This window comes from Bradyrhizobium sp. USDA 223 (assembly GCF_044909005.1).
GTDB lineage: Bacteria > Pseudomonadota > Alphaproteobacteria > Rhizobiales > Xanthobacteraceae > Bradyrhizobium > Bradyrhizobium yuanmingense.
Window position 1 is genome coordinate 1111131 of the sequence record NZ_JBIYDR010000001.1, and the last position, 14412, is coordinate 1125542.

Sequence of the window (14412 nt, forward strand, 5' to 3'; positions counted from 1 at the left end):
GGAATCGGGTCCGGCGTCGCCGCCAGGCGGCACCGGATGCCGTGAGGAGGCGCGGGATGACAGACCCACACGTCGCAAGTCACGAGCAGGGGGCCGTAGCAGCACGCCCGTCCACCGGCTTGCTGTCGCGGGTCAATGCCCCCATCGCGCGCATTGGCATGTACCTTTCGGTCACCGGCCTGCTCGTCATCGTCGCCATCGTCTTCTACCAGGTGTTCGGACGTTACGTGCTCAACTCCAGCCCGACCTGGACGGAGAACCTGGCGCTGGTCCTGATCCTCTATGTCACGCTGATCGGCGCCGCCGTCGGCGTACGCGATGCCGGGCATATCGGCATGGACAGCCTGCTGGTCATGCTCCCCGATCACGCGCGGGAGAAGATCGAGATCGTGATCCACGTTCTGGTCGCCGTGTTCGGCCTCGCCATGGCCTATAACGGCTGGATCCTCGGCGCGTCGGTCGGCACCGTGAAGATCCCCAATCTCGGCCTGCCCGAGGTGATCCGCTACGTGCCGCTGTTCGCCTCCGGCATCCTGATCGTTTCGTTTTCCATCGAGCACATCATTGCTCTCCTGCGCGGCGAAGAGGTCGTCCCCTCATGGAACTGATCATCCTCGGCGCCACCTTCTTCGGCTTTTTGATCCTCGGCGTACCGGTCGCCTTCGCGATCGGCCTGGCGGCCATCTGCACCATCCTCTACGAAGGCCTGCCGGTCGCCGTCATCTTCCAGCAGATGATGTCGGGGATGAACATCTTCTCCTTCCTCGCAATTCCGTTCTTCGTCTTCAGCGGTGAGCTGATGCTGCATGGCGGCGTGGCCGACAAGATCGTGCAGCTCGCCAAGAATCTCGTCGGGCACATCCGCGGCGGGCTCGGCATGTCGAACGTGGTCGCCTGCACGCTGTTCGGCGGCGTCTCCGGCTCGCCCGTGGCCGACGTGTCGGCGATGGGCGCGGTGATGATCCCGATGATGAAGAAGGAGGGATACGATACCGACTACGCCGTCAACGTCACCACCCATGCCTCGCTCGTGGGCGCCTTGATGCCGACCAGCCACAACATGATCATCTATGCGCTGGCGGCCGGCGGCAAGGTCTCGATCGGCGCGCTCATTGCGGCCGGCCTGCTGCCGGCGCTGGTGCTGATGGTCTGCATGCTGGTTGCCGCCTACGCGGTCGCGGTGAAGCGCGGCTATCCCGCCGGCAAGTTCCCGGGCTGGGCCGAGGTGGTCCGCTCGCTGGCGGCGGCGCTGCCGGGGCTTCTGATCGTCGGCATCATCCTGGCCGGCATCCTGTCCGGCGTCTTCACGGCAACCGAATCGGCGGCCATCGCCGTCACCTACTCGATCCTGCTGACGTTCTTCATCTACCGCACCATGACCTGGGGCAACTTCCTGTGCGCCGCGGCCAAGGCGGTGAAGACGACGGGAGTGGTGCTGCTGCTGATCGGCGTCTCCACCATGTTCCAGTACCTGATGGGACTTTACGAAGTGGCGGATCTCGCCGGCGCGATGATGAACAAGTTGTCGACGCAGCCCTGGGTGATCTTCCTGCTCATCAACATCATCCTGTTCGTGCTCGGCACGTTCATGGACATGGCGGCCACCATCCTGATCTGCACCCCGATCTTCCTGCCGATCGCGATGAAGGCGGGCATGGACCCGGTGCAGTTCGGCATGCTGATGCTGATCAATTGCGCCCTCGGGCTCAATACGCCGCCGGTCGGAACGACGCAATTCGTCGGCTGCGCCATCGGCGGCATCTCGGTCGGTGCGGTGATGCGCACCATCCTGCCGTTCTATGCTGCGCTCATCGCAGCACTGATGTTCGTGACCTACGTCCCTGCATTCTCGTTGTGGCTGCCGCGCCTCTTGATGGGCTACAAGGGCTAGCAGCACCAGGGAGACATTGTCAGTGACGGACTATCGCAAGCTCTTCGATCTCACCGGCAAGACTGCGGTCGTTCTCGGCGCCGCATCCGGCATCGGCAAATCGTCGGCCGAAGCGCTTGCCGGTCTCGGTGCGCGGGTCGTCTGCGCCGATCGTGCGCTCGACGCAGCGGAGGCGACCGCCGCCGGCATTCGCGACAAGGGCGGCTGGGCGGAAGCAGCTGATTGCGACGCCGCAAGCGCCGCGGACGTCAACGCGCTCGCCCAAACCGTGATGCAGAAGTTCCCGCGGCTCGACATCGCCGTGACGACGCCCGGGCTCAACATCCGCAAGACCATCCTCGACTACACCGAGGAGGATCTCGACCGCGTCCTCAACCTTAACGTCAAGGGCACGGTCTGGTTCTTCCAGGCCTTCGGCCGCATCATGGTCGCGCAGAGGGGCGGCAGCATCATCGCCTGCTCCTCGGTCCGCGCGGTGACCATCGAGCCGGGCCTCGGCGTCTACGGTTCGACCAAAGCGGCGATCGGCCTCCTGGTGAAGGGCTTTGCCTCCGAGGTCGGCCACGCCGGCGTGCGCGTCAACGCGATCGCCCCGAGCATTGCCGAGACCGCGCTGACCGGCCCGTTCAAGCAGCGCCCCGACATCTACAATCTCTACGCCGGCCACACCGTGTTCAACCGCTGGAGCAGCGCCGACGAGGTCGCGACCGCCGTCGCCTATCTCGCCTCGGATGCCGCAAGCTATGTCAGCGGCAGCACGCTGTTCGTCGACGGCGGCTGGACTGCCGTCGACGGCCCGCCGACCGGTCTCACCCAGTTGCACAAATAGCAAAGGTTGTAGCTCGGGTTGCGCTTGCACGTCGGGCGGCTTACTGGCCGAGCCTCCTTCGCAACCGCAGCAGGAAGCTCCGGCGCGCGCGGCTTGAGCAAATCGCATGGGGCTTGCCGGATAAATGCGCTCGGCTGGCCGGTATTTTGGTGTTACGAACTGGGACATGAACCAGCACGCCAAGATCAGCCCGAAGATCGAGATCCGCCATTCGACCTGTCCGCATGATTGCCCCTCGGCCTGCGCCCTCGATGTCGAGGTGGTCGAAGGCCGCAGCATCGGCCGCGTCCGCGGTTCGAAGAAGCAGACCTACACCGCCGGCGTCGTCTGCGCCAAGGTCGCCCGCTATGCCGAGCGCATCCATCATCCCGAGCGGCTGATCTATCCGCTGCGCCGCACCGGCCCCAAGGGTTCAGGTCAGTTCGCGCGGATCTCCTGGGACGAGGCGCTGGACGAGATCGGCCACCGCTTCAACCAGGCGGAGCGCGAGTTCGGCGCGGAATCGATCTGGCCCTATTACTACGCGGGCACGATGGGCCTCGTGATGCGCGACGGGCTCAACCGCCTCACCCATGTGAAGAAATATTCGCGCTTCTACCAGACCATCTGCGCCAATGTCGCGCGCATCGGCTTTGCGATCGGCACCGGCAAGATCGCCGGCGTCGACCCGCGCGAGATGGCGCTGTCCGATCTCGTCGTGATCTGGGGCACCAATCCCGTCAATACCCAGGTCAACGTGATGACGCACGCCTCGCGCGCCCGCAAGGAGCGCGGCGCGAAAATCGCGGCGATCGACATCTACGACAACGAGACCATGAAGCAGGCCGACATCAGGATCATCCTGCGGCCCGGCACCGACGGCGCCTTCGCCTGCGGCGTCATGCATGTCCTGTTCCGCGACTTCTATGCCGACCGCGCCTACATGGACAAGTACACCGATTGCCCGGCCGAGCTCGAGGCACATCTGAAGTCGCGCACGCCGGAATGGGCCTCGGCCATTTGCGGCGTCCCGGTGTCGGAGATCGAGGCCTTCGCCAAGGCTGTCGGCGAGACCAAGCGGACCTTCTTCCGTCTTGGCTATGGTTTCACCCGCTCGCGCAACGGCGCGACGCAGATGCATGCGGCGCTGTGCATTCCCGCGGTGACCGGCGCCTGGCAGTATGAAGGCGGCGGCGCCTTCTTCAACAATTACGCGCTGTGGCACTTCAACGAATCCATCATCGAAGGCCACGACGCCATCGACAAGACCACCCGCGCGCTCGACCAGTCGCAGATCGGACGCATCCTCACCGGCGATGCCGAAGCTCTGCAGGGCAAGGGCCCGGTCAAGGCGTTGCTGATCCAGAACACCAACCCCATGACGGTGGCGCCGGAGCAGGCGCTGGTCCGGCAGGGCTTTGCGCGCGAGGATCTGTTCGTGGCGGTGCACGAGCAGTTCATGACCGAGACGGCGCAGATGGCCGACATCGTGCTGCCGGCGACCATGTTCATGGAGCATGACGACCTCTATTACGGCGGCGGCCATCAGCACATCTCGGTCGGGCCAAAGCTGATCGACCCGCCGGGCGAATGCCGCTCCAACCACGAGGTGTTGCAGGCGCTGGCGCCGCGGCTGGGCGCCAGGCATCCGGGCTTCGAGATGAGCCCGCGCGAATTGATCGACGCCACGCTGAAGCTGAGCAATCACGGCGACATCGCCGGCCTCGAAGCCGACATCTGGCGCGACCTGCAGCCGGATTTCCGCACGTCGCATTATCTCGACGGCTTCGCTCACGCCGACGGCAAGTTCCATTTTAAAGCCGATTGGGCGCACCCGCCGTTCGGGCAGACGATGGGCGATTTCGACAAAATGCCTGATCTGCCGGACCATTGGGCGGTGATCGAGCACGCCGACCGGGCCCACCCGTTCCGGCTCGCGACCAGTCCCTCGCGCAGCTTCCTCAACACCACCTTCAACGAGACGCCGTCCTCGCAGGCGCGCGAGGGCCGGGCCAGCGTGATGATCCACCCGCTCGACGCCGCCGCGCTCGGCATCGCCGATGGCGATGCGGTGACGCTCGGCAACGGCCGCGGCGAGACCACGCTGATCGCGACGCTGTTCGAGGGCGTGCGGCGCGGTGTCCTGATCGCCGAATCCGTCCATCCCAACAGCAACCATATCGGCGGCCGTGGCATCAACGTGCTGACCGGCGCGGACACCATCGCGCCGATCGGCGGCGCGGCGTTCCACGATAATAAGGTCTGGATCAGGAAGGCCGCCTCAGCTCAAGGCGTGCACTCCGTAACGCCGTAGCCTGCGAATTCCTTCGCAATGTTCGGGTTCATCGACTTCGCCTGCGCGATATCGGTGACGCCGTCGCCGCCGCTTCTGCGCGCAGCGATACCGCGGCCGAACAGCGAGGACGAGGAGCGCGGGTTGCGCTGGATCGCGTCGGTATAATCCTTGATTGCCTCACCATTGCGCCCGAGCTTGAGGTTGACGAGCCCGCGGCTGTCGAGTGCATCGCTCAAGCCCGGGTTGATCTGGAGCGCCAGATTGCAGTCGGCGAGCGCGCCTTGCGGGTCGCCCGTCGCAGCCCGGCTCCAGCAGCGGTTGTTCAGGGCTTCCGCGTCCTTGGGCGCGCGGCGGAGCACTGCGTCGAAATCCTGTATCGCGAGCGCATAGGCGCGCTTGATCGCGTAGACCTGGCCGCGTTTGTAGCGCGAGGTGACATCGTTGGCGTTGGCGGTGATCTTGCGGCTGAGATCGGCGATGACGGGATCTCGTGCCAGTTCGTCCGCATTCGGGGCGGGCTCCGCCTGCGGTACCTCGCAGACCGGCTTTTGCGGCTCGGGTGTCTGCACCTGTGGCTTGGCCGCGTCGTCCCGCGGCCGCGTCGCCGGGCTTGCGAACGAGAACTCGGTCGTCAGCGAGGAGGACAGCCAGGGCACCTGTTCGCGGTTGGTGGCGGCAACCACGCCGTTCTTGGTGTTGGTCAGGGCCTGTTCGGCGCTGATGTTCGGCGCGCGCATTTCGCGCAGCAGCTCGGCGACAAACAGGCTGCGATCGGTCTTGCCGGTCGCCGTGACCGCGCCGAGCGCGGCGGAGTAGAGCACCAGCGTATTGCTCGGTGCGATCGCCGGTGCCAGGCCGGCCGAATAGCGGCGGAAGCGCCGCTCGAACGGGTTGCGGCGGGAAGCGTCGATCAGCGCGATCTTGATGGCGGCACCGCGCGTGTTCATCTCGGCGAGGATGGCGTCGAGGCCGAAGCCGTCGCGCGAGACGTCCGGCTCGGTCCAGATCTGGGCATCGACCGGCAGCAGATAGGTCTGACGGTTGGACTGGATGGCAAAGCCGTCGAAGAAGATCAGCGCCACCGCGCCGCGCTCGATGCGGTCGTAGAAGCGGCCCAGCACCTGCCGCATGGCATCGCCGGTGAGATTGCTCTGCCTGTCGACGACGAAGCCGCCGCGCTTCAATTCCTCGGCGACGTCCTGGGCATCGTTGGCGACCTCGCTCAGGACGAACTCATTGTCGGGATATTTCGCGTTGCCGATCACCAGCGCGATCTTCGCGGTGTCGGCCGCATGGCATGCGGCACCGCCGCTCAGCACGACCAATCCTGCCAGCAACAACATCAATGCGGCGCGCATGAAATGGCTCATCGGTGATCAAATCTCCGGTCAGGATAACGCGCGCAAGCCCCAGTTCAATCGCGAAGCGAAGTTGCGCCCACACGCTATGGTGAGGCGACCCTGCAGATTGCCCTTGCGCGCGCCGCCGGTCCTGCCGCAAATGGCTGCAAAACCGGACCAAGCGAGCGAGCATGTCATGACCGACACCACAGCCGTCATCACCGAGAAGCGCGGGCAGGCGTTCTGGATCACCATCAACCGGCCGGAGAAACGCAACGCGCTGAACGGCGAGGTCATCGCCGGGATCACAAGAGCCTATCGCGACGCGCATGAGGACAAGGACGTCCGCGTCATCGTGCTGACGGGCGCGGGCGACAAGGCGTTCTGCGCGGGCGCCGACTTGCAGAATTCCGGCGCGGCTTTCGCGATGGATCATTCCAAACCAAATGTCGACTATGCCGATCTGTTACGTTTGTCACAGAACGCCACCAAGCCCGCGATTGCGCGCCTCAATGGCGTCTGCATGGCCGGCGGCATGGGCCTTCTGTGCATGACCGACATGGCGGTTGCGGCCGATCACGTCGTCTTTGGCCTGCCGGAGGTGAAGGTCGGCGTGTTCCCGATGCAGGTGCTGAGCCTGCTCCAGCGCATCGCTCCGCCCCGTCTCGTCAACGAATGGGCGCTTACGGGCGAGCCGTTCGACGCCAGGGCCGCGCAGGCCGCGGGGCTGCTCAACTACTTCGTGCCCGCCGCCGAGTTAGATGCCAAGGTCGACTGGCTGATCGGCCGCATCGTCGACAAATCCCCGACCGCGATCCGCCGCGGCAAATACGCCATGCGCGCGATCGCCTCGATGTCGTTCGACGAGAGCATCGCCTACACCGAAAGCCAGATCGCGCTGCTCGCGATGACCGAGGACGCCAAGGAAGGGTTGAAGGCGTTCAGCGAGAAGAGGAAGCCGGTCTGGACGGGGAGGTGAGGAGGCAGGGGCACTGCTCTCTGCTGTCATTCCGGGGCGCGCCATTTGGCGCGAGCCCGGAATCCATTTGTCGATATGATCTGCTGCACGACGGATTCCGGGCTCGCGCTGCGCGCGCCCCCTGAATGACGATCTCACCCCGCGTTCGCCTTCAGCCCCGCCGCTTGGATCCCCGCCACCGCGCAGGCCTCGTCATTGTCGGACGTATCGCCGGAGACGCCGACCGCGCCGAGCAGGGTCGCGCCGTCCATGATCAACACGCCACCGGGGACCGGCACCAGTGCGCCCTTGGCGATCGTGTTCACGGCATCGACGAAATAGGCCTGCTCCTGCGCGCGCTGGAACAAAGCGCGCGAGCCCATGCCCATGGCGAGCGCGCCATAGGCCTTGCCATGCGCGATCTCGGCGCGCATCAGGCTGGTGCCGTCCTGCGCCGCCGCGAGCTTGAGCACGCCGCGCGCGTCCAGGATGGTGACGACCAGCGGCTTCAGCTTCAGCTCGCCGGCCTTCGCGAAGGCTGCGTCGAGGATTTTTCGGGCGGTGTCGAGGGTGAGGTCAGCCATGGCTGGTTTCCTTTGCAGCTGGAGAGGTGGCGTTGGATTTGGCGCGATCGAGGCTCATGGCCAGCACGCGCGCGACGTGAAGCGCTTCGCGCTGGGTGCCGTCGTGGATCTGGTGCCGGCAGGAGGTGCCATCGGCGACGACTAGCGTATCCGGGTCCGCGCGCCGCACGGCCGGCAGCAGCGACAGCTCGGCCATCTCGATCGACGCATCGTAGGTGTCCGCGCCATAGCCGAACGCGCCAGCCATGCCGCAGCAGCTCGACTCGATGGTCTCGACCTTCAGCCCCGGGACGAGGCGCAGCACCTGCTCGACCGGCTTGAAGGCGCCGAAGGATTTTTGATGGCAATGGCCATGCACCACGGCCTTGTCGGCGACGATGCCGAGCGGCAGTTGCAGCCTTCCGGCCTCGGCCTCGCGCACCAGAAACTCCTCGAAGGTCAGCGCGTGGGCGCCGATCGCCTTGGCCTCGTCGTCCTTGCGCAGTGAAGCGAGCTCGTCGCGCAGCGTCAGGAGGCAGCTCGGCTCGAGGCCGACGATCGGCACGCCGCGCGCCGCGTATGGCGCGAAGGCCGAGACCAGCCGGTCGAGCTCGACCTTGGCTTCGTCAACGAGGCCGGCTGACAGGAATGTGCGGCCGCAGCACAGCGGACGGCTGCCGCTCGCAAGTTTTGGCAGATGCACGCGATAGCCGCCGGCCGTGAGCACGCGCAGAGCGGCGTCCAGATTCTCGCGCTCATAGATGCAGTTGAAGGTATCGGCGAACAGCACGACCTCGCGGCCGGTCTCCGGGCCGATGCTTTCGGCGGGCGGCACGAACACATCGCGGCGGAAGGCGGGGAGGGTCCGGCGTGCGCTGATGCCGGCGAAGCGCTCGAACAGCCTTCGCAGCAGCGGGCTGCTGTTTCGCAAATTCGCCAGCGGCGCGAAGCGCGAAGCAAGGCCGGCATAGCGCGGCAGATATCCGACGAGCCGGTCGCGCAGCGTCAGGCCGTGAGAAGCGGCGCGCGCGGCCAGCACCTCGATCTTCATCTTGGCCATGTCGACGCCAGTCGGACATTCATGGCGGCAGGCCTTGCAGGAGACGCAGAGTTTGAGCGTCTCCATCATCTCGTCGGAAGAGAGCGCATCCGGGCCGAGCTGGCCGGAGATCGCAAGCCGCAGCGTATTGGCGCGGCCGCGGGTAACGTCCTTCTCGTTGCGCGTGGCGCGATAGGACGGGCACATCACGCCGCCCTCCAGCTTGCGGCAGGCGCCGTTGTTGTTGCACATCTCGACTGCGCCCTGGAAGCCGCTGCCGGCGCCGGGATAAGCGGACCAGTCGAGCTTCGTCTTCAGCTCGCCGACCCGATAGTCCGGCTTGAAGCGGAACAGCGAGCGGTCGTCCATCCTGGGCGCATCGACGATCTTGCCGGGATTGAGCACGCCGGCGGGATCGAAGCGCTGCTTCACCTCCCTGAAGTCGGCGACGAGGCGCTCGCCGAACATGGCCTCGTGGAATTCGGAGCGCACCAGCCCGTCGCCGTGCTCGCCGGAATGCGAGCCCTTGTACTCGCGCACTAGGGCGAAGGCCTCTTCGGCGATGGCGCGCATGGCCTTGACGTCCTTCTCCAGCTTCAGGTTCAGAACGGGGCGCACATGCAGGCAGCCTTCCGAGGCGTGCGCATACATCGTGCCGCTGGTGCCGTGCTTGGCGAACACTTCGTTCAGCCGTGCGGTGTAGTCGGCGAGGTGCGGCAGCGGCACGGCGCAGTCCTCGACGAAGGAGACCGGCTTGCCCTCCTGCTTCATCGACATCATCACGTTGAGGCCGGCCGCGCGGAAATCGGCGATGCCGCTCTGCAGCGCCGGCTCGGTGATCTCGACCACGCCGCCCCATTTACGCGTGTCGTTGTTCCAGCCGAAGCCGAGATCGCCCATCAACTCGCCGAGCTGCTTGAGGCGCACCAGATTGTCCGACTGGTCTTCTTCGGCGAATTCGACCACCAGCACGGCGTCGGGATCGCCCTTGATCGCCGCGGAGATGACGGGTGCGAACATCGCGATGTCGCGGCCGAGCGCGATCATGGTGCGGTCGACCAGCTCGACAGCGATCGGCTTGAGCTTGACGAGGTGCTGGGCCGCGTCCATCGCCTCGTAGAAGCTGCCGAAATGGCAGACGCCGAGCGCCCTGTTGCGGATCACGGGCCACAGCTTCAGCTCGACCTTGGTGGTGAAGGCGAGCGTGCCTTCCGAGCCGACCAAGAGATGCGCCATGTTGTTCGGCGCATTGCGTGGCACCAGCGCATCGAGATTGTAGCCTCCGACGCGGCGCTGCACCTTCGGGAAGCGCGCGGCGATCTCGTCGGCCTCGCGGGCGCCGAGGTCGAGCATGTCGCGGAACAGGGCGCGGGTGCTGTCGCCGGCCTCGAGGTCGGAGAGATCGCGCGCGACCTCGCCGAAACGGCTCAGCGTGCCGTCGGCGAGTGAGGCCTCCATCGACAGCGTGTTGTCGCGCATGGTGCCGTAGCGCAGGCTGCGGCCGCCGCAGGAATTGTTGCCAGCCATGCCGCCGATGGTGGCGCGGGAGGCCGTGGAGACGTCAACCGGAAACCACAGGCCGTGCTTTTTGAGCTGACGGTTGAGGTCGTCGAGCACGATGCCGGGCTCGACCACGCAGGTGCGGCCTTCGACGTCGAGCGACAGGATCCGGTTGAGGTGCTTGGACAGATCGATCACGAGGCCGTCATTGACGGTCTGGCCGCATTGCGAGGTGCCGCCGCCGCGCGGGGTGACCTTCAGCCCCTCGTCGCGCGCGATCGCCAGCGCCCGCAGGGCCTCGTCCATGGTCTTGGGGACGACCACGCCTGATGGCATGATCTGGTAGAACGAGGCGTCGGTGGCGTAGCGGCCGCGGCTGAAGCCGTCGAACAGCACGTCGCCGGTCAATTCCGACCGCAGGCGCCGTTCGAGCGAGGAGGCGTTCGTCATCCCTGATTCCGGACTGACCCGGCCAGGCTCAGCCTTGCTGGGATATTCATTGTGGTTCCTGACCGACTATATTGCGAATGCAAAATGGGCAAGCCGGGCGCCCCTCAAGGCGATGCCGGCGCGCCCTCTTGGGGCTCGGTCAGGTGCTCGATCGCTGCCGTCCGTTTGTTGCGCAGATGCTGGAACAGGATGTCGCTAAGCTCGCTCCCGGCGCGGCGGCGCAATGCATCGAGAATGGCCTCGTGCTCACGCATGGCTTCCGCCCAGCGCTGCCGCTTGCGGGCGAAATTGGCGGAGTAGCGGACGCGTCGGATCCGGCCGGCGAAATTGGCGTAGGCGATCTTCAGCGTCTCGTTGCGCGCGGCCGCGACGATGCTCTCGTGGATGCGCTGGTTGGCCTGGAAATAGCCGTGCATGTCGCGATGCAGGTAATGGCCGTACATCTCGTAGTGCAGCTGCTCGATCGCCGTGATTTCCGCATCCGTTATGGCTTCGCAGGCGAGGCGCCCTGCCAGGCTTTCCAGGCCTGCCATGACGTCGAACAGTTCCTCGATATCGCGCTGGCTGAGCTGGCGCACCCGTGCGCCGCGGTTGGGCAATAGCTCGATCAGGCCCTCGGCGGCGAGCACCTTGAGCGCCTCGCGCAATGGCGTGCGGGAGATGCCGAGCATCTCGCAAAGCTGCCGCTCGGGAACGCGCGCGCCTTCCGGAATATTGCCTTCGACCACGTAGTCGCGCAGCCGCAGCAGGATCTCGCCATGCAGCGAGGCCTCCTGCCGGTCGCCATTGCCGGCGAGCGGGGTGATCGGAACCCCGGTGTCGGGAATCGTGGATTTCATTTGCAGCACAATAATTTGCCCGATTGGTCGCGTCGACGCTCAAATCGAATACCAGATTTCAATTGAAGGGACAAAGAATGAATGCAAAATAGCCGATGGAGCCTGCATCACCCGCCGGAAAGGAGCTTCACATGCCTCAGGGACGCCATTTCCTACAGATTCCGGGCCCGAGCCCGATCCCCGAGCGCGTCCTGCGCGCGATGGACATGCCCGTCATCGACCACCGCAGCGCCGAATTCGGCGAGCTCGGCCGGACGGTACTCGAAGGCAGCCAGCAGATCTTCCAGACCAAGGGGCCGGTCGTGATCTTCCCTTCATCCGGGACCGGCGCCTGGGAAGCCGCGATCGTCAACACGCTGTCGCCGGGCGACAAGGTGCTGATGGTCGAGACCGGCCACTTCGCCACGATGTGGCGGCAGATGGCCGCCCGCTTGGGCATCGAGGTCGATTTCGTCCCGGGCGACTGGCGCCGCGGCGCCGATCCCACGGTGATCGAGGCCAAGCTCTCCGAAGACGCCGCGCGCACCATCAAGGCGGTGATGGTCGTGCACAACGAGACCTCGACCGGCGCGACCAGCCGCATCGCCGAGATCCGCGCCGCGATCGACCGCGCCTCGCATCCGGCACTCTTGATGGTCGACACCATCTCCTCGCTCGGCTCGGTCGACTATCGTCACGACGCGTGGAAGGTCGATGTCAGCGTCAGCTGCTCGCAGAAGGGTTTCATGCTGCCGCCCGGCCTCGGCTTCAACGCGATCTCGGACAAGGCCTTGGCTGCGTCCAGAACCAACAAGATGCCGCGTTCCTATTTCGACTGGGAGGAGATGCTCAAGCCCAACGCTAAGGGCTTCTTCCCCTATACGCCCGCGACCAATCTGCTCTACGGCCTGCGCGAGGCGATCGCGATGCTGCTCGAGGAGGGGCTCGACAATGTTTTTGCGCGGCATCAGCGCTTGGCGGCCGCGACGCGGGCCGCGGTCAACCATTGGGGTCTCGAAGTGCTGTGCCAGGAGCCTTCGGAGTTCTCGCCGGTGCTCACGGCCGTGCTGATGCCTCCGGGGCATGATGCCGATCAGTTCCGGAAAGTCGTGCTCGACAATTACAACATGTCGCTCGGCTCGGGCCTGTCGAAGGTCGCCGGCAAGGTCTTCCGCATCGGCCATCTCGGCGAATGCAACGCGCTGACGCTGCTCGGCGCGCTCACCGGCGTCGAGATGGGCTTGTCGGTGGCCGGCGTGCCGCACCGCTCCGGCGGTGTGGATGTCGCGATGAAGCTGCTGGAGCAGCGCCCGCAGGGCAATGCCGCGCAGCATCTGAAGATCGTCGGCACGTAAAGGTCGGCACGCAAAGGTGGTCGCGACGGAGCGGCCGAGGGCAGGCCGGCCCGCTATGCACGAACGGCCCTTTGGAGGAGAGGACAAGCCGGTCAAATGGTGCTATTCGGCGCCACCAAACCAAGGCAAGACCGGGAAGGACGCCGATGACCGTGCATACTGGAAGGCATTTCTTACAGATTCCAGGACCGACCAATGTGCCCGATCGGGTGCTGCGGGCGATGGATATGCCGACGCTGGACCATCGCGGTCCGGAGTTCGCCGAGCTCGGTTATGCCGTGCTTGCCGCAATGCAGCGCGTATTCCGCACCAAGCAGCCCGTGATCATCTTCCCCTCGTCCGGTACCGGCGCCTGGGAAGCGGCGATGGTCAACGTTTTCGCGCCCGGCGACAAGGTCTTGATGTGCGAGACCGGCCAGTTCGCCGTGCTGTGGCGCGGCATCGCCGACAAGTTCAAGCTCGATGTCGACTTCATCCCGAGCGACTGGCGCCATGGCGCCGACCTTGCGGAGATCGAGAAGCGCCTTGCCGCCGACAAGCAGCACGCCATCAAGGCGGTCTGCGTCGTGCACAACGAGACCTCGACCGGCTGCGTGACGCCGCCGCTGGAGGTGCGCAAGATCCTCGACCGCACCAAGCATCCGGCGCTGCTGATGGTCGACACCATCTCCGGGCTCGGCTCGATGGAATATGAGCACGACGCCTGGGGCATCGACGTCTCGGTCGCCGGCTCGCAGAAGGGCCTGATGCTGCCGCCGGGCCTCGGCTTCAACGCCGTCTCGGAGAAGGCGCTCGCGGTCGCCAAAGCCAACCCCGGCATGCGCTCCTACTGGGACTGGCAGGAGGTGATCAGCTTCAACAAGCTCGGCACCTTCCCCTACACGCCCGCAACGAACCTGCTCTACGGCCTGCGCGAGGCGGTGAAGATGCTGGAGGAGGAGGGGCTGGAGAACGTCTGGACCCGCCACAAGCGCCACAGCGCCGCGACGCGTGCTGCGGTCAAGGTCTGGGGCCTCGAGACGCAATGTGCTGATCCCGCCGCGCATTCGCCGGCGCTGACCGGCGTGCGCGTGCCCGAGGGCTTTGATGCCGACGCCTTCCGCAAGGTGGTGCTGGAGAACTTCGACATGTCGCTCGGCACCGGCCTGAACAAGGTCAAGGGCAAGGTGTTCCGCATCGGCCATATCGGCCATTTCAACGATCTGATGCTGATGGGCACGCTCGCCGGCGTCGAGATGGGCCTCGATCTCGCAAAGATCCCGCACCGGAGCGGCGGCGTATTGGCGGCCATGGACGTCCTCAAGGGACGCGACGTTGTGCCGATGACCAAGGCTCAAGTTGCCTGAGGCTCAGGTTGCCTGAGGGCGGCCTGACTGAACTGTAGTGAAGGAAGT

The 14412-nt window shown here is 65.6% G+C and carries 11 protein-coding genes; 7 read left to right on the forward strand and 4 right to left on the reverse strand.

Annotated elements, in window-relative coordinates; translation table 11 throughout:
* Positions 1–56: 56 nt before the first annotated feature.
* The 4 genes from ABIA40_RS04800 to ABIA40_RS04815 all read left to right on the forward strand — a co-directional run bounded on the left by ABIA40_RS04800 (position 57) and on the right by ABIA40_RS04815 (position 5013).
* The gene (locus ABIA40_RS04800) at positions 57–608 is read left to right on the forward strand and encodes a TRAP transporter small permease (RefSeq protein ID WP_275511421.1); all 552 of its coding nucleotides are present in this window, start codon (positions 57–59) and stop codon (positions 606–608) included.
* On the forward strand, positions 599–1891 hold the full coding sequence (locus ABIA40_RS04805; RefSeq protein WP_404539486.1) for a TRAP transporter large permease: 1293 nt from the start codon (positions 599–601) through the stop codon (positions 1889–1891). The genes ABIA40_RS04800 and ABIA40_RS04805 overlap by 10 nt, the downstream gene beginning before the upstream one ends.
* A gap of 22 nt (positions 1892–1913) precedes the next feature.
* Positions 1914–2720 (forward strand): SDR family NAD(P)-dependent oxidoreductase, encoded by an 807-nt coding sequence (locus tag ABIA40_RS04810; protein ID WP_404539487.1) that lies wholly within the window; start codon positions 1914–1916, stop codon positions 2718–2720.
* A gap of 166 nt (positions 2721–2886) precedes the next feature.
* Positions 2887–5013, forward strand: a complete 2127-nt coding sequence (locus tag ABIA40_RS04815) for a molybdopterin oxidoreductase family protein (RefSeq protein ID WP_404539490.1) — start codon at positions 2887–2889, stop codon at positions 5011–5013.
* Here the strand turns inward: ABIA40_RS04815 and ABIA40_RS04820 are convergent.
* The gene (locus ABIA40_RS04820; protein ID WP_404539492.1) at positions 4986–6365 is read right to left on the reverse strand and encodes a caspase family protein; all 1380 of its coding nucleotides are present in this window, start codon (positions 6363–6365) and stop codon (positions 4986–4988) included. The genes ABIA40_RS04815 and ABIA40_RS04820 overlap by 28 nt on opposite strands.
* Before the next feature lie 166 nt (positions 6366–6531).
* Here ABIA40_RS04820 and ABIA40_RS04825 point away from each other — a divergent pair, with 166 nt between their 5' ends.
* Positions 6532–7314: an enoyl-CoA hydratase/isomerase family protein gene (locus ABIA40_RS04825; protein WP_404539494.1), complete on the forward strand. Its 783-nt coding sequence runs from the start codon at positions 6532–6534 to the stop codon at positions 7312–7314.
* 134 nt (positions 7315–7448) lie between these two features.
* On the opposite strand, the gene ABIA40_RS04830 is transcribed toward ABIA40_RS04825, so the two are convergent.
* From ABIA40_RS04830 to ABIA40_RS04840, 3 genes are all read right to left on the reverse strand, one after another.
* Entirely contained in the window at positions 7449–7877 is a 429-nt protein-coding gene (locus tag ABIA40_RS04830; RefSeq protein WP_157285577.1) for a heme-binding protein, read from the reverse strand.
* Positions 7870–10845 (reverse strand): FAD-binding and (Fe-S)-binding domain-containing protein, encoded by a 2976-nt coding sequence (locus ABIA40_RS04835; protein WP_404539497.1) that lies wholly within the window; start codon positions 10843–10845, stop codon positions 7870–7872. The genes ABIA40_RS04830 and ABIA40_RS04835 overlap by 8 nt, the downstream gene beginning before the upstream one ends.
* 104 nt (positions 10846–10949) lie before the next feature.
* Complete coding sequence (locus ABIA40_RS04840; RefSeq protein ID WP_404539500.1) at positions 10950–11684, reverse strand: GntR family transcriptional regulator; 735 nt, start codon at positions 11682–11684, stop codon at positions 10950–10952.
* A gap of 131 nt (positions 11685–11815) precedes the next feature.
* On the opposite strand from ABIA40_RS04840, the gene ABIA40_RS04845 reads away from it, so the two are divergent.
* Positions 11816–13018 (forward strand): pyridoxal-phosphate-dependent aminotransferase family protein, encoded by a 1203-nt coding sequence (locus ABIA40_RS04845; protein WP_404539503.1) that lies wholly within the window; start codon positions 11816–11818, stop codon positions 13016–13018.
* 146 nt (positions 13019–13164) lie between these two features.
* Positions 13165–14364, forward strand: coding sequence for a pyridoxal-phosphate-dependent aminotransferase family protein (locus ABIA40_RS04850; RefSeq protein ID WP_404539506.1), 1200 nt, complete (start codon positions 13165–13167; stop codon positions 14362–14364).
* Positions 14365–14412 lie beyond the last annotated feature (48 nt).